We start from the raw sequence: 15513 nt of genomic DNA, 5'->3' as shown, positions 1-15513 counted from the left end.
GCATGAATTTTGTGCAGTTGATAATGGCTAGGCAAATATGGAGGGATAGACCAATGTCTAATACAAATTGTCGACAATTATTGTTGTAATTTACTTGAATTCTGGTTTTAAGTGATTAAACAATTAAATATTGTCGACAATTGTCGGAGCTTACAGGAATCAGCAATGAAGGATGTGACCAAATCGGAAGGAATGACGGAATGGCTGGTTGAAGCCATCGTCAGCGGACGTTTTCCTTCTGGCGGCAAAATTTCGGAGCCTGAATTATCCCGGGAACTAGGCGTCAGCCGGGGGCCATTACGTGAAGCCATTATGCGTGTTGAGTCAATGGGATTGATTGAACGCATCCCCCATGTAGGCGCAAGAGTAGTGACCATCAGCGCCTCACAATTGGCGGATATTTATGCGGTTCGTGAAGCGTTGGAAGGCATGGCTATCAGGCAGGCATGCGCCAATATTTCTACCGGTGAGCTTGAATCCTTAAGGCAACTATTAAACCGTCACCAACAACATATCGACAATGTCGATGGTGCGACCTATTTCCACCAACAGGGTGATTTTGATTTTCACTACCGCATTATCCAGGCAAGTCGCAATACCAAGTTGATCAGTTTGCTTTGTGACGAGCTCTATCATCTGGTCCGCATGTACCGGAAACAATCTGCGCAAACACAATCTCGACCAGAGCGGGCATTGGATGAGCATGTTCAAATCCTCAATGCATTGGAAGAAAGGGATGAAGAACTGGCGGAAATGTTGATGCGACGACACATCCGCCGTAGCGGCCAGTTAGCAGAAAAAAGACTTAATTCAGACAGGGAGAAAGCATCATGAGTGCAGGGAAGACGTTTCGCCTGGCAGTAGAAAGCCAAAAACCATTGCAGGTTATGGGTACCATTAACGCATACACGGCGATGCTGGCTGAACAAGCCGGTCATCATGCTATTTATCTCTCCGGCGGCGGTGTCGCCAATGCGTCATTTGGTCTTCCGGATCTGGGTATTACGACACTGAATGACGTGCTGGAAGATGCCAGACGCATCACCGCTGCATCCGACCTTCCTTTGTTGGTTGATATTGATACCGGTTTTGGCGGCGCTTTCAGTATTGCCCGCACCGTGAAAGAGATGGAACGTGCCGGTGTTGCGGCCGTTCATATTGAAGATCAGGTGTCGCAAAAGCGTTGTGGTCACCGGCCAAACAAAGCGATTGTCAGTCAGAGTGAAATGGTTGATCGCGTAAAGGCGGCGGTAGATGCCCGTCAGGATGACAATTTTGTAATCATGGCGCGTACCGACGCACTGGCGGTGGAAGGTTTGGAATCGGCGCTTGAACGTGCCATAGCGTGTGTAGAAGCCGGGGCAGACATGATTTTCCCGGAAGCGATTCACACGCTGGAGCAATATCAGGCGTTTACTGACGCATTAGATGTGCCTGTGCTGGCGAACATTACTGAGTTTGGCGCAACACCGCTGTTTTCCGTGCAGGATCTGGGGGAGGTTGGTGTCGGTTTGGTGCTTTATCCGCTCTCAGCGTTTCGAGCAATGAACAAAGCGGCGCTCAATGTGTATGAGCAGGTCAAAGCTGATGGTCATCAGCGCAACGTAGTCGATACCATGCAAACACGTGAAGAGCTTTATCACTATCTCGGTTACCACCAGTACGAGCAACAGCTCGACAAGCTGTTCTCAGGAAAGTAATCCGCATTATTTCTTAGCAGTACCGAAAGGAAAGTAAAGACACATATCACACAGAATCAGGCATAGGGAGCATACCATGGCGGACAAGAACAAGCCGTTGGGCGGAGAAGGACTTCGTGGACAGAGTGCAGGTACTACCGCGCTTTGTACGGTGGGTAAGAGCGGCACTGGATTAACCTATCGGGGTTATGACATCACCGATCTGGCAAATTACGCAGAGTTTGAGGAAGTCGCCTACCTTCTGCTGAAAGGCAAACTGCCAAATGAAGCGGAGCTGAAACAATACAAAACCACATTGATGGGTAAGCGTGGCCTGTCTGCCCCTTTGCGCGCGGTGCTGGAGCAAATCCCGGCTGATGCACACCCGATGGATGTCATGCGTACGGGCTGTTCAATGCTGGGAAACCTTGACACAGAACTGGATTTTTTCGAACAAGGTGACAAAACAGAGACGCTACTGGCTCAACTTCCTGCGATGATTTGTTACTGGTATCGCTACTCACATGATGGTGTGCGCATTGATACCCGTGCAAGCGAGCAAGACAGCATTGGCGGTTATTTCCTTGATATGTTGTTTGAGGATGCCCCGTCTGACTTGCACACCCGTGTGATGCATTGTTCTCTGGTACTCTATGCCGAGCATGAGTTTAATGCCTCAACATTTGCTGCCCGTGTGTGTGCATCCACCCTGTCTGATCTCCACTCTTGTGTGACTGCCGCGATTGGCACGCTCCGTGGTCCTTTGCACGGTGGCGCGAACGAAGCAGCCATGGAGATGATTGAAAACTGGCGCACGCCAGATGAAGCCGAAGCGGCGCTGATGCAGATGCTGGCAAACAAAGAAAAGATCATGGGCTTTGGCCACGCAATATACCGCGAATCGGATCCGCGTAATGCGCTTATCAAAGCCTGGTCGAAAACGCTTTCTGAAAACTCACCGAAAGCTTCGCTTTATACGGTCTCTGAGCGTGTCGAGCAGGTCATGAAACGTGAAAAAGACCTGTTCCCGAATGCTGATTTTTTCCACGCGTCTGCCTATCACTTTATGGGTATTCCCACCAAGCTGTTTACCCCCATATTCGTAATGAGCCGGGTCACAGGCTGGTGTGCACACGTGTTTGAACAGCGTGCCCACAACCGGATTATCCGTCCAAGTGCGGATTACATTGGCCCAGAACACCAGGATTGGTTACCACTGGAAAAACGCCAATAACCCTTTATTTGCCCAAGCAAAAGAATAACGAGAAAGGAGTCTGAAACATGTCAATGAACGTCGATGTAAACCAACGCCCTGAGCCGGATGCATTGCTGCAAACCCTCGCAGACTACATCTGTGAAAAAGAAATCACCTCTGCTGAGGCGTACAACACGGCACGTAACTGCCTGATGGATACCTTGGGTTGTGGCTTATTGGCACTGCGTTTCCCTGAGTGCACCAAACACATGGGGCCATTAGTGCCGGGCATCACCGTTCGAAATGGTGCGCGTGTTCCGGGAACATCCCATGAGCTTGACCCTGTCACTGCCGCATTCAATATCGGCTGCATGATTCGTTGGCTGGACTTTAACGACACCTGGCTGGCGGCAGAGTGGGGACATCCGTCGGATAACCTTGGCGGCATCCTGGCAACGGCAGATTATCTGAGCCGGGTGGCGGTTTCTGAAGGTAAGTCAGCGCTGACGATGCAGGATGTGCTGACAGCAATGATTAAAGCACACGAGATTCAGGGCGTACTGGCGCTGGAAAACAGCTATAACCGTGTTGGCCTTGACCACGTATTGCTGGTGCGTGTTGCCTCAACCGGTGTCGTTACCCGCATGTTAGGGGGTAACCGTGATCAGGTGATAGACGCATTGTCACAGGCCTGGGTGGATGGCTGTGCGCTGCGTACCTATCGTCATGCACCGAATGCCGGGTCGCGTAAATCGTGGGCGGCGGGTGATGCGACATCCCGTGCAGTTCGTCTTGCCATGATCACCATGAAAGGTGAGATGGGACTGCCTTCCGTGCTCACTGCAGAAAAATGGGGTTTTTATGATGTGCTGTTTAAAGGAGAAAGCTTCCGTGTTAACCAGCCGTTTGATGCCTATGTGATGGAAAACGTGCTGTTTAAGATTTCCTTCCCGGCAGAATTCCATGCCCAGACAGCCGTGGAATGCGCCGTGGCACTTCATGGGCAGGTGAAAGATCGCATCAATGATATCGAGCGCATTGAAGTCACCACTCACGAATCGGCAATCCGCATTATCTCGAAAGTCGGTGATCTGGCGAACCCTGCTGACCGTGACCACTGTCTGCAATATATGATTGCGGTGCCTTTGCTGTTCGGTGATTTGGTGGCCGAGCACTACGAAGATGATTTCCACCGCAACGAGCCGCGTATTGATGCCCTGCGCGAGAAAATGGTGATCAACGAAGACAAGCGCTACACCGACGACTATCTCGATCCGGATAAGCGTTCGATCGCCAACGCCATCCAAATTTTCTTTAACGACGGTACATCCACGGAAAAAGTGGAAGTGGAATATCCCATCGGACACCGCCGTCGCCGCGAAGAAGGTATCCCGGTACTTGAAAACAAGTTCAGGCGTAATCTCCTGACCCGTTTCCCGGCAGCACAGGCACAACGTATTTACGACCTGTGTTGCGATCAGGAAACCTTGATGAAGACACCGGTAAACACCTTTATGGAGATGTTCAGCATCAACTAAGTTTACTTATTACTTGGTAGTGGAAGATGTGACATTACCGCTGCCAAGCTTTTTCCCCAGTGCTTTCTGGAGAGAAAGCCTACTGCTCCAACAGGCAAGGAGTTGGATTATGTCAGCCTATCAAAACGCCTATCAACAATCCGTCAGTGACCCGGAAGGTTTCTGGCTTAAACAGTCCCGTCAAATCACTTGGTTTACCCCGCCAGAGACAGCACTGGCCAATGATGAAAATGGCATTGAACGCTGGTTTCCTGATGGTGAGCTGAACACCTCATATCTCGCGCTTGATTATCATGTTGAACAAGGAAGGGGCGACCAGACGGCCCTGATTTATGATTCACCGGTAACGGGTAAGAAAGTGCAATACAGCTATTCCGTGCTGCGTGACCAGGTTGCCAAATGTGCCGGCATGCTGGCCGGACTGGGTGTGGAAAAGGGCGACAGGGTGATCATCTACATGCCGATGATCCCGCAAGCGGCGATAGCAATGTTAGCGTGTGCACGCCTTGGCGCAATTCATTCTGTGGTCTTTGGTGGTTTCGCACCGAATGAACTGGCCGTGCGCATTGAAGATGCTGAACCCAAAGTGTTGCTGACTGCATCGTGCGGTATCGAAGTCAGCAAAGTGATCCCTTACAAACCCATGGTGGATCAGGCGGTGATGGACAGCCGCTGGAAGCCGGAAAGGGTGGTGATGTACCAGCGTCCGGAGCTGCTGGCAGCCTTGGAGCATGAACGTGATGCGGACTGGGCGACTTTGTTTGAACGCGCAACACCGCACGGTTGTGTGCCGGTGAAAGCGACAGACCCGCTCTATATCCTTTATACATCAGGGACGACCGGTAAGCCCAAAGGTGTGGTGCGTGACAATGGCGGTCATGCGGTGGCGATGAAATACAGCATGTCAACGGTGTATGACGTCAAGCCGGGGGAAGTGTTCTGGGCGGCCTCGGATGTGGGGTGGGTCGTTGGGCACTCTTACATTGTGTATGCCCCGTTAATTCACGGTTGCACCACCATCATGTTCGAAGGTAAGCCAGTGAAAACACCTGATCCCGGTTCATTCTGGCGGGTGTGCAATGAATACAAGGTGGCCATTTTATTCTCGGCGCCGACAGCTTTTCGTGCCATCAAGAAAGAAGATCCTGACGGGCTGGAAATAGGTAAGTATCCCATGGAATCGCTCCGGCATATCTTTATGGCCGGCGAGCGGCTTGACCCGCCAACACTGGAGTGGGTCGAACAACATACCGGGAAACCAGTGATTGACCACTGGTGGCAGACAGAAACCGGCTGGGCGATCTCCTGTAACCCGATTGGCCTTGAGAGTTTTGCTACCAAACCGGGTTCCTCCACCCTGCCAACACCGGGTTTCGACGTAAAAATCGTTAACGAGCTGGGCGAGCCTTTAGACGCGAACCAGCAAGGTTATATTGCTGTGAAACGTCCCTTGCCACCCAGTTGCCTCACCACGGTCTGGCGTAACTATGACAGGTTTGAATCTGGGTATCTGCAACAGTTTCCGGGGTATTACGTATCCGGCGATGGCGGTTATATGGATGAAGACGGCTATCTGTTTGTCATGGGGCGGATTGATGATGTGATCAATGTGTCCGGTCACCGTCTTTCTACCGGCGAAATGGAAGAAGTGGTCGGTGCCCATGAAGCTGTTGCTGAGTGCGCTGTTGTGGGGGTTTATGACGATCTGAAAGGCCAGTTGCCGTTGGGGCTGGTGGTGTTGAAAGATGGCTACCATTCCAACAACGGTGACATCGAAAAAGCGCTGGTGGCAAAGGTGCGCAATGAAATTGGCCCTGTGGCCTGTTTCAACAAGGCAATCATTGTCGACCGGTTGCCCAAAACACGCTCAGGAAAAATTCTGAGAAGGATCATCCGGCAAATCGCGGATGGAGAGAGTTACTCTGTGCCATCAACCATCGATGATCCGGCCAGCCTGGATGATATCAGTCGCGTGTTGCGTTGATGCATCATTCTGGGTGAAAGCAATACGGCCGCCTTTGTGGGCGGCCGTATTGTCAGGGTTTAACGCTTGTTTATAAAAGCTTTGAAGCGGGCTTTTGTTTCGGCATCTGCTTTCTCATACCAATAATGCAACTGATACTCGGCTTCGTTCAGTGCATCATTACTGACAACCACTTTTGTGCGGTTTGGTGTCGCGGTCCGCTCGGCTGGTTTTTCCGCAACACTCACGTCGGTGAGACGCAATGACGCCGGTGCATCAGTCTGGTTGAAGCGTTGTATTTCAGAAAGATAATCGCGGCTTAGCTGGAATCCGGATTTCAATAACTTGTTTTGCTCAAACGCGATGGGCGCGTTGTCACTGTTCACGAGAGAGAATTCTGGCTTCTCATTGAACTGGCGCACTTCGCGTCTGTTTTTGTGCTCCGGGAACTCAAAGAAGACGTCAGTATCCGTGGCATCGAACTTCACGATGATCACATCCGTGCTGGCAAATGAAACGTCTTTGCCTTCTTCGAAACGCTTTACATAACGAAATGCTAATTGTTGTGTACCATCTTCCAGTACAACGGGCTCTTCAGCGCCAAACACCGGAGAGCTGTGGGTCTGCCCATTATAGGCCAGCAATTCAACATTGTTATTGAGGTGGAGTGTCACATCGGCATTCGCACTGAATGGAAGCAGTGCGGTCAACACGGATGCGAGAAAGCGCTTTCTTCTCATGATTATCCCCTGAAAAATGTGTCTAGGTCCGGCGTATAGCCTGACGTTTTTAACTTTTTACTGCACGTGGCAGGCAAATCCCTTGAGGTAGAACCCTTCTGGGTAGGCTGAGTCTATGGGGTGATCTGCTGCCTGCTCAAAACGTTCAATAAACTGGACATTACGGTTCGCATCCAATGCTGCATCAGCAATGATCTTCTGAAACAGGGCACTGTCCATTAAACCTGAGCATGAATATGTCAGCAGTGTACCGCCGGGCTTCAGGATTTGCATCGCCAGCATGTTAATGTCTTTATAGCCACGGCAGGCACCGGCCAGCTGCGACTTTGATTCTGCAAATTTGGGCGGGTCCATGATAACCACATCAAACAGCTCGCCTGCATCGCGATATTCGCGCAGCAATTTGAATACGTCAGCATTAACAAACTGGGTGTTGGAAAGGTCGTAGCCATTCATTTCTGCGTTTGATTTGGCGATATCCAGTGCAGGTTGGGAGACATCAATGTTGATCACCTCTGCCGCATTACCTTTCAGCGCATACAGACCAAAACCGCCGGTGTAACAGAAGCAGTTCAGCACGCGTTTGCCATTGACGTATTTCACTGCTGCTTCACGGCTGTCACGTTGGTCAAGATAGAAACCGGTTTTATGGCCACCGGTGATATCAACGCTGATTTTCACCCCGTTTTCTTCGATCACAACAGATGCTGGAGGCATGTCACCATGCAGGACACCTGTGCGCTCTTTCAGGCCTTCTTTTTTGCGCACTGATACGTCTGAGCGCTCATAGATACTGCATGCCGGATACAGGTCGACCAGCGCTGCAACTAGGTTGTCTTTCTGCGCTTCGGCTCCTGCGCTTAATAATTGGCAGACAAGGAAGTTGTCGTAACGGTCGATGGTGATACCGGGCAGGCCATCAGATTCTGCTGCAATCAGGCGATAGCCGGTCAAGCCATCACGGGCGGCGAGCACATCACGGAGCCCTTGAGCCTGCTGTAGGCGTTTTTTAAAGAAATCGACATCAATGTCTTCCTGTTCAAACGTCCACACACGGACACGGATTTGAGAATTAGGAGAAAACGCCCCACGTGCCAGCCACTGGCCCTGATGGTCGTATACATCCACTGTCTGACCGAGGGAAGGTTTGCCCTCAACACGTTGAATACCACGGGAGAAAATCCATGGGTGGCGACGGCGCAGAGACTTTTCACGGCCTTTAACCAGATAAACAGACGGATTCATTGGTGTTTCCTAATTTCACAAATATGTCAGCCCACGATGTAAGCTGGGGACAGGTAAAAGATGCTGTATTGTCTTGGATGAATGCAGAGATTGCAAACGGCCGCATAGGGAGCGGCCGCTTTTTTTTTTGGAGAAGACCACTTTATTCGGTACGAAGGCCCTGTACCAGTGAAGACAGGCTGGATGACTGTTTCTGGAGATTGGCAACATCCTGAGAGGTTTGCTGAATCATCTCACTCACTTGCCATGCCTGTTGGCGCACCTGTTCGACATCTGCGGAAATGGTGCCCGCCACGCTGCCTTGCTGGTTTGCGGCTGTGGCAATTTCAGTGCTGCGGTCAGTAATGCGTTGGCTGCGCTCAGAAATTGAGCTGATTTCCAGCTCGATATTCTGCATCAGCGATTCGCTTGCGGCAGCGTTATCCACTGTGCCTTGCATCACGCCACGCAGGTGTGCGGTGTTGTTTTCCAAATCCTGGATCATACGCTGGATTTCTACCGTCGCCTGTTGGGTGCGTCCTGCTAGTGTACGTACTTCATCGGCAACGACGGCAAAGCCACGACCTTGTTCGCCAGCACGGGCTGCTTCAATCGCGGCATTGAGGGCGAGCAGATTGGTTTGTTCTGAAATCGCGCTGATGGTTGAAACCATGCTGCCGATTTCAGCGGAATTGTGCTCAAGAGATGCGACCGCCTGAGAGGCGGCTTCAATTTCAGCGCTCAGGGCCTGAATGGCATGCAGGGTCTGGGCAACCTGGGAGCGGCTCTGCTGTGACGCTTCACCGGACGCGGTAATTTCGTCTGATGTTTGTTCTGCATGGGAAGCGACGTCACGGATTGAGCCTGCCATTTCCTCTGTGGCGCTGGCTAATGAATCAAGATAAGAGCGTTGTTCGGTAGAAAGATGCTCACTGTCTGCGCTGCGACGGCCTAAATCAGCGGATAACTCTTCCATCAGTTGTGATGCATTTTTGATGGCTTTAACCAGACTGTGTTCTCGATTGGCAACGTTGTCGACAGTTGTTGCGATGATGCTGAACTCATCGCGTACCGGAAAGAAGCTCATACGGCTGGTCAAATCACCGTCTAACATACGCTGCAGGGCGTGGTTCATGGTGTACATGGCACCGCCGATAAAGCTGGACACATAATGTAACGTCATTATGCCAAGCACAAACAACACCAGCAGCACACCCCATGACATTGGGCTGATTTGGGCCCAGAAACCGGCACTGGCTGCTTCATAAACAGCCGGTGCGCCATACGCGGATATTTGGTTAACGCCATGTTGTGCCAATACTGATGCAGCCTCTGTTGCGCTGATGTCATAGTGAGACAATACGGCGCTCAGTGCTGCACTATGCTTTTGTTGTACCCCGTTGATTTCAGCGAGTGAGGCTGAATAGAAAATAAAGCCCGTTGCGATGGCAAGGGTAAAAATGAAGGCATAAAGGGCATAGAATTTCTCTTTCAGACTGAGTTTGATCAGATACTGATCAATCCAGCGGAATGGGGTTTCTTTCATGATGTGGGCTTCTCTAATAACTGTGAGCATGTGCAAATATACCGTATGTCATATTACACTGTTACATATGTATAACACTAATGCAGGAGTGGTATATATGTCACATATATGCGTCAAAGCGACTGTTTCTGGTCGTGTTCAGAGAGTTGGGTTCAGGTTTCACACGGCGCATGAGGGATTGAAGCTCTCCCTTACTGGCTATGCACGTAACGAGGCTGACGGCTCGGTCACTGTGTTGATGTGTGGTGAAGAAAGGAATGTTGAAGCACTGTTGGCTTGGCTTGCCCAAGGGCCACCAACGGCAAATGTGATTCAGCTGGTTCATGAGCACGTGGACTGGCAAGCAATTGATGGCTTTTCTATTCAATAGCTGAATAGATCAGTAGCGAATATAAAGGAGGCGCCTTTGGGCCTCCCATTAAATGCATTTTACCGGTTTTGGCAGGCCTGCCAGCTTGGTGGCTTGTTTTGCCGGGCCTTTCGGAAATAGCTTGTACAAGTAGCGGCTGTTGCCTTTTTCAGGGCCATATTTCTTTTCCATCGATTTCACCAGCAGGCGAATAGCGGGCGACGTGTTAAATTCTTTGTAGAACGCCTGAACAAAGTAAATTACTTCCCAGTGCGCATCAGTCAGGGTGATGTTTTCCTGCTCTGCCAGCAAAGGCACTAATGCTTCCTGCCAGTCAGAGACGTTTTTCAGGTAGCCCTGTGCGTCGGTTTCGATTTGTTTACCGTTTAATTCCAACATGGATCACCTCGTGTTTCGGACGCGCCAAGAATAATGCCTCTGCAAAAACAAAAAAAGCTCCCGCAGGAGCTTTTTTCTCAACAACCGTTTCGGTTAATCGTCGCCGCCGAAAATGCCAAGCAGTTGCAGCAGGCTCAGGAACAGGTTGTAGATTGACACATACAGGGTGATGGTCGCAGAGATATAGTTGCTTTCACCACCACGAACAATTGACTGTGTGGTCAACAGGATTGCACCGGTTGAGAACAATACAAAGATACCGCTCAGTGCCACAGAAATCATGGGCATTTGCAGGAAAATGTTCGCAATCATACCGACGATGATCACCACAAAACCTGCCAGCAGCATACCGTTCAAAAACGACAGATCACGTTTAGTGGTCAGTGCATAGGCAGACGCTGCCATAAAGGTCAGCGCGGTACCACCCAGCGCAGGTGCGATTGCCCAACCCATGCCTGCGCCTACATACATGTTTAGGATCGGCCCTAAGGTGTAACCGGTAAAGCCTGTGAACAGGAAGGTGAACACCAGGCCCATCGAATTGTTTTTGTTCTTTTCAGTTAAAAACAACAGGCCATAGAAACCAACCAGTGTAATGATAATGCCAGGGTAGGGCAGGTTTGCTGCCATGGATACACCAGCAACAACAGCGGCCCACACTAAGGTCAGTGACAACAAAAAGTAAGTGTTACGGAGTACTTTGTTTGTTGCCAACACACTCTGTTGTGTTTGACTGGCTGAAACAAAACGTTCGTTCATAGGTTTCTCCCAATGGGGTACATTCAATATCTATTACGACATTAATGGCGGTTTTGGCTTCGTTTTTCAAGTCACAAACGTTGCACTAGTGATAATAATGCGGCTTAGCCTCTGAAAATACTAATATATCGTGCCACATAGTTATGTCACAGATTGTAAATGAATGTTAATAAACCGCCATGTTGCTAAAACATAACGGCTTTGAGTGAGGGTTTAATGGCGCAGGATCTGGCTCAGGAATAGCTGGGTGCGGTCAGATTGTGGAGTGTTCTCATACTGACCTTTGGGAATGGCCTGCAAGCCACCACGCACCACTTCCGCCATGTACGCCGACGCGAACATCACCACACCAATCAATGCGCGCACTAACTTGTTGCTTTCAGATTCGCCAGACATAAACAGCGGCAGCATGACTGATGCCATGAAAAGTACGGTGATAAGCGGAACACCGCGCCACACTTCAATGTAAACTGTCGACAGGCTGCGGATAATCGGCATGTCTGAACGGCGGCCAAGTGCCATGGCCGCTTCTGTCTGTCCATGGCTGACGGCATTGATTCCCGAGCGCACGATTTCTGCGATAAAGGAAGCCGTGTAGATAGACAGGGCGAGCACAAGGGCTGCCAATTCTGGAATGATGGATATACCGCCACGGAAGTTGAAGCCTTTTAGCTCTGGGTATTCGAGCGATACCGGCATGCCTGCAACAAAAAAGGCAATCAGTGGCAAACTGATAATGGCCGCCAGTGAAACAGTAAATATCGGTGTTTGTTCCCCCGTCGCTTCCTGCTTCTTCTTTGCCCATCTGGCGAAGATAAAACTGAAAACCAGCGCGACCATCAGTGCAATGAAAATCAGGTGTGAACCCTCCTCAAATACCGGGCGGGTCATATAAAGACCACGCACATTGATAAACAGGGAGTCACCAATACTGATACTTGCTCTTGGTGAAGGCAGTGCCTGTAGGACGGCGAAATACCAGAAAAAAATTTGGAGAAGGAGCGGGATATTGCGGAAGGTCTCAATGTATACCGCTCCAAACCTGCCTACCAGCCAGTTACTGGACAGGCGGGCGATACCCATGAGAAAACCAATGATTGTCGCAAAAATGATGCCTAACACAGAAACCGGTGCCCCAGCATGCGTTTATTCAACGACCAATTAATTAGCGGATAGGTGGCGCATACAGAATGCCGCCTTCGCTCCAAAGGGCATTTACGCCTCGTGAAATTTGCAAAGGGGAATCAACCCCAACCGTACGCTGGAAGCTTTCACCGTAGTTGCCCACTTGCTTAATCACCTGATAACCCCAGTCATCGTTCAGGCCAAGGCCTTTCCCTTTTGGTCCATCCTGGCCGAGGATACGGCGGATATTAGGATCTTTTGAATTCACCATCTCATCAACGTTGGCTGAGGTGATACCGAATTCTTCACCGTTGATCATGGTATTGAGTGTCCACTTAGCGATGTTGAACCAGTTGTCATCACCTTGGCGGACAACAGGGCCCAGCGGCTCTTTGGAAATGATTTCTGGCAGCACCACCGCACTGTCTGGATCAGCGAGTTTAATGCGTGATGCATACAAGCCGGATTGATCGGTAGTCAGGATGTTACAGCGGCCAGACTCAAAGCCTTTCACCGCTGCATCATACGTATCGTAAACCACCGGCTTGAATGACATGCCGTTGGAACGGAAGTAATCAGAAAGGTTCAGCTCAGTCGTTGTTCCTGACTGCACGCATACAGATGCGCCATCCAACTCAAGGGCACTTTTCACACCAAGGTCTTTTTTCACCATAAAGCCTTGGCCATCATAGTAGTTAACACCAACGAAGTTCAGACCAAGCGTACCGTCGCGTTGTAATGTCCATGTTGTGTTACGTGACAATACATCAATTTCGCCAGATTGCAGGGCAGTAAAACGCTCTTTCGCCGTCAGTGGAACATATTTAACTTTGGTTTTGTCGCCCAACACCGCAGCTGCCAGTGCTTGACAGTATTCGACATCGATACCTTCCCAGTCACCGTTTGAATTCGGATTTGAAAAACCGGGCAGGCCCGTGCTTACACCACAGCTGATTACGCCCGTTTTCTTTACTTTTTCCAGTGTCTTTTCACCTTGGGAAGAAGGAGTAGGTGTCTGAGCAGTACTGGCTTTCATTTCAGACAGTTGCTTCTCTAATAAGGCAACTTGTTGTTGAAGACCGTCGATTTTCTGCTGACTTTCAGCGCTATTTCCACCGCTGTCACAGCCTGCAAGCAGTAAAGCTGAGAACACTGCAAGCCCCAGTGTCGACTTTTTATTAACCATACCTATCAATCCTTTATGGGTTTGTTTCTTACGGACAAGCCTCATTAGAGGCAAGCAGCCTAAAAATGATGTGAACCTCGTAAAACCAGCAATATTTATCCATTAACACGCAGTTAACAATCTAAGTATAGGAGGTGACTGGATGACTGCAAATTGAACAGGTTATGGTTGTGACTCAGACATTGAGCCTTGGATAAATGAGATGAATTTCATCAGAAAATATGAAGAAGTTGGAATCCTAACGTACTGTTTTTATATAGATGGGAGATGATATTGTTTAACGAACAATCAATAGATGACAACATTATTATTACCTGATTATTTTTAGGATTTATGTCTGATTTGAATATGTTATCAGTGCTGGGTGTTTATGCACTTTTGAATGGAAGGTTTGGATAGTTTAAGTGTGACTGATTGAATATAAGCTGGGGGAGTGTTTGTGATTTGTACATGCTGGTGTAAATATATGCATTTAAACGAAAGTGCATAAATAATGGGTTTACAGCATCGAATTCGCGCATTAGTATACGCAGCAATTACGGAGAGATGGCTGAGTGGTTGAAAGCACCGGTCTTGAAAACCGGCATACGTTAATAGCGTATCTAGGGTTCAAATCCCTATCTCTCCGCCACATTGAAAAGCCCGCTGAACTCAGCGGGCTTTGTCGTATTTAGAATTGCCAACCCGCTGATTACTTATATTGCTCAACCAGACCGTCGATTACTTTCAGCACAAATTCCTGACAGTGTTTAGCTGTTATGGCATAACTCTAGTCTTACGCGTATTTCATGATGTTAGCCAAAAAGGTTGATCTGTCTCCATAGTGGGTGTGGTTCATATGTTCGCCTTTTTCCGCAGGTGTACAACTCACACCCACAGACCTAGAATCATAGGATCTTTGCTACTTTGCATTTTCTAAATATTTGATATCCTATTGAACATTTTTAATTTAAACAAATAGTTACATTTGTGAAATAACTGAAACATTTATAAGAAATCACAATGCACATCAAGTCATTACATTTTAGCTCTAATAAAAAATTAATATTGTTATTTTAAGCAGGTTTTCAAATGTTAAATACCAAAAAATATCATATTAGCCATGATTTCAATAGGGGTCATATAAAATTAAATAGGTGTGATAAAAATAATAAATTACCATTTAAAGTTTCAGATATAAATATTTTGAATTCATTTAAAATTCATATATCAGGTGTTTTTCTTTCTATATTAGAGAAGAAGGGTAATGAAATAAAAAACATCAAGGAATGTACGCCTAGTACTCTTTTTCCACAGTTACCATTGCCGGATGATGTGATTTGTACGTTGTCTAAGATAAGTCATGATGCTTATTTAATTACACCACTAGATGGTTCTTCACCTAAGATTCCGACTGGAAAGGTCAATTTTGCTATTCTGGAGGAAGACCCTCAGACTGTTCTATGTTTTGAACAAAATGAGGTTTATAGAAGAAAAGAGCTAAGAGAGCAGGTACAAGGGATAATCAAATATGGACATTCTTCTTTAGCTTATAAAAAAGATGGTATTAATATTGTATTAAATAGAAATCTTTCACTTTCAGAAAGAACAGCATTGTCCACTAAACCAGTATTATTATCAGGAACAATGATCTTTCCTGAAGAAGAAGAGCCTTGTTTGGACGGAGGAGTATTGCTTTCATGGAGCAATGATAGTGGACACTTTAAACCCTCTAATGAACATGCGATACAAAATAGAATTGGTTATGTAAAAGAGCTTCTACCATTAGATAAATACCATAGTTACGATAGAAGATGTTAGTGTTTTGTAA

General features: G+C 48.4%; 13 protein-coding genes, 1 tRNA gene and 1 pseudogene. 8 read left to right on the top strand and 7 right to left on the bottom strand.

Annotation, left to right across the window (positions count from 1 at the left end; genetic code table 11):
* Positions 1–165 precede the first annotated feature (165 nt).
* The 5 genes from AC6IB1_RS11120 (at position 166) to AC6IB1_RS11100 (ending at position 6396) form a co-directional block, all read left to right on the top strand.
* Positions 166–834, top strand: coding sequence for a GntR family transcriptional regulator (locus AC6IB1_RS11120; RefSeq protein ID WP_497566721.1), 669 nt, complete (start codon positions 166–168; stop codon positions 832–834).
* Entirely contained in the window at positions 831–1700 is an 870-nt protein-coding gene (prpB, locus tag AC6IB1_RS11115) for a methylisocitrate lyase (RefSeq protein WP_497566720.1), read from the top strand. Before AC6IB1_RS11120 ends, prpB begins: the two co-directional genes overlap by 4 nt.
* 76 nt (positions 1701–1776) lie before the next feature.
* Entirely contained in the window at positions 1777–2913 is a 1137-nt protein-coding gene (gene prpC / locus AC6IB1_RS11110) for a bifunctional 2-methylcitrate synthase/citrate synthase (protein ID WP_497566719.1), read from the top strand.
* 47 nt (positions 2914–2960) lie between these two features.
* Entirely contained in the window at positions 2961–4412 is a 1452-nt protein-coding gene (locus AC6IB1_RS11105) for a bifunctional 2-methylcitrate dehydratase/aconitate hydratase (protein WP_497566718.1), read from the top strand.
* A gap of 109 nt (positions 4413–4521) precedes the next feature.
* Positions 4522–6396: a propionyl-CoA synthetase gene (locus AC6IB1_RS11100; RefSeq protein ID WP_497566717.1), complete on the top strand. Its 1875-nt coding sequence runs from the start codon at positions 4522–4524 to the stop codon at positions 6394–6396.
* 59 nt (positions 6397–6455) lie between these two features.
* Here AC6IB1_RS11100 and AC6IB1_RS11095 read toward each other — a convergent pair whose 3' ends face one another.
* The 3 genes from AC6IB1_RS11095 to AC6IB1_RS11085 form a co-directional block, all read right to left on the bottom strand.
* Positions 6456–7115, bottom strand: a complete 660-nt coding sequence (locus tag AC6IB1_RS11095) for a YccT family protein (protein ID WP_497566716.1) — start codon at positions 7113–7115, stop codon at positions 6456–6458.
* A gap of 57 nt (positions 7116–7172) precedes the next feature.
* On the bottom strand, positions 7173–8360 hold the full coding sequence (locus AC6IB1_RS11090) for a class I SAM-dependent methyltransferase (RefSeq protein ID WP_497566715.1): 1188 nt from the start codon (positions 8358–8360) through the stop codon (positions 7173–7175).
* Positions 8361–8502: 142 nt separating this feature from the next.
* The gene (locus AC6IB1_RS11085) at positions 8503–9885 is read right to left on the bottom strand and encodes a methyl-accepting chemotaxis protein (protein ID WP_497566714.1); all 1383 of its coding nucleotides are present in this window, start codon (positions 9883–9885) and stop codon (positions 8503–8505) included.
* Positions 9886–9982: 97 nt separating this feature from the next.
* Here AC6IB1_RS11085 and yccX point away from each other — a divergent pair, with 97 nt between their 5' ends.
* Positions 9983–10255 carry an acylphosphatase gene (gene yccX, locus AC6IB1_RS11080; RefSeq protein ID WP_497566713.1) on the top strand — a complete coding sequence of 91 codons (273 nt, stop codon included), beginning with the start codon at positions 9983–9985 and terminating at the stop codon, positions 10253–10255.
* A gap of 48 nt (positions 10256–10303) precedes the next feature.
* Here the strand turns inward: yccX and AC6IB1_RS11075 are convergent, their stop codons facing one another.
* The 4 genes and pseudogenes from AC6IB1_RS11075 to AC6IB1_RS11060 form a co-directional block, all read right to left on the bottom strand.
* The gene (locus AC6IB1_RS11075; RefSeq protein WP_005503037.1) at positions 10304–10633 is read right to left on the bottom strand and encodes a TusE/DsrC/DsvC family sulfur relay protein; all 330 of its coding nucleotides are present in this window, start codon (positions 10631–10633) and stop codon (positions 10304–10306) included.
* A gap of 93 nt (positions 10634–10726) precedes the next feature.
* Entirely contained in the window at positions 10727–11392 is a 666-nt protein-coding gene (locus tag AC6IB1_RS11070; protein ID WP_114995737.1) for a Bax inhibitor-1/YccA family protein, read from the bottom strand.
* A gap of 213 nt (positions 11393–11605) precedes the next feature.
* Positions 11606–12526 (bottom strand): annotated as a pseudogene (locus AC6IB1_RS11065) (ABC transporter permease subunit); the annotation flags it as partial.
* A gap of 31 nt (positions 12527–12557) precedes the next feature.
* Positions 12558–13553 (bottom strand): transporter substrate-binding domain-containing protein, encoded by a 996-nt coding sequence (locus tag AC6IB1_RS11060; RefSeq protein ID WP_497569131.1) that lies wholly within the window; start codon positions 13551–13553, stop codon positions 12558–12560.
* Positions 13554–14243: 690 nt separating this feature from the next.
* Between AC6IB1_RS11060 and AC6IB1_RS11055 the strand changes: the two genes are divergently transcribed.
* Both AC6IB1_RS11055 and AC6IB1_RS11050 read left to right on the top strand, forming a co-directional pair.
* Positions 14244–14334, top strand: a tRNA-Ser gene (locus tag AC6IB1_RS11055).
* A gap of 440 nt (positions 14335–14774) precedes the next feature.
* Complete coding sequence (locus AC6IB1_RS11050) at positions 14775–15503, top strand: hypothetical protein (RefSeq protein ID WP_497566712.1); 729 nt, start codon at positions 14775–14777, stop codon at positions 15501–15503.
* The last annotated feature ends 10 nt before the right edge of the window (positions 15504–15513 follow it).

The organism is Grimontia sp. THUN1695 (genome assembly GCF_059704325.2).
Note: the sequence above shows the minus strand (reverse complement) of the source record. Positions and strands in the feature narration are given on the sequence as shown.

Coding starts and splice junctions, on each gene's coding strand:
- AC6IB1_RS11120 (WP_497566721.1), top strand. CDS start 166: ATGAAGGATGTGACCAAATCGGAAGGAATGACGGAATGGCTGGTTGAA.
- prpB (WP_497566720.1), top strand. CDS start 831: ATGAGTGCAGGGAAGACGTTTCGCCTGGCAGTAGAAAGCCAAAAACCA.
- prpC (WP_497566719.1), top strand. CDS start 1,777: ATGGCGGACAAGAACAAGCCGTTGGGCGGAGAAGGACTTCGTGGACAG.
- AC6IB1_RS11105 (WP_497566718.1), top strand. CDS start 2,961: ATGTCAATGAACGTCGATGTAAACCAACGCCCTGAGCCGGATGCATTG.
- AC6IB1_RS11100 (WP_497566717.1), top strand. CDS start 4,522: ATGTCAGCCTATCAAAACGCCTATCAACAATCCGTCAGTGACCCGGAA.
- AC6IB1_RS11095 (WP_497566716.1), bottom strand. CDS start 7,115: ATGAGAAGAAAGCGCTTTCTCGCATCCGTGTTGACCGCACTGCTTCCA.
- AC6IB1_RS11090 (WP_497566715.1), bottom strand. CDS start 8,360: ATGAATCCGTCTGTTTATCTGGTTAAAGGCCGTGAAAAGTCTCTGCGC.
- AC6IB1_RS11085 (WP_497566714.1), bottom strand. CDS start 9,885: ATGAAAGAAACCCCATTCCGCTGGATTGATCAGTATCTGATCAAACTC.
- yccX (WP_497566713.1), top strand. CDS start 9,983: ATGTCACATATATGCGTCAAAGCGACTGTTTCTGGTCGTGTTCAGAGA.
- AC6IB1_RS11075 (WP_005503037.1), bottom strand. CDS start 10,633: ATGTTGGAATTAAACGGTAAACAAATCGAAACCGACGCACAGGGCTAC.
- AC6IB1_RS11070 (WP_114995737.1), bottom strand. CDS start 11,392: ATGAACGAACGTTTTGTTTCAGCCAGTCAAACACAACAGAGTGTGTTG.
- AC6IB1_RS11060 (WP_497569131.1), bottom strand. CDS start 13,553: ATGAAAGCCAGTACTGCTCAGACACCTACTCCTTCTTCCCAAGGTGAA.
- AC6IB1_RS11050 (WP_497566712.1), top strand. CDS start 14,775: ATGTTAAATACCAAAAAATATCATATTAGCCATGATTTCAATAGGGGT.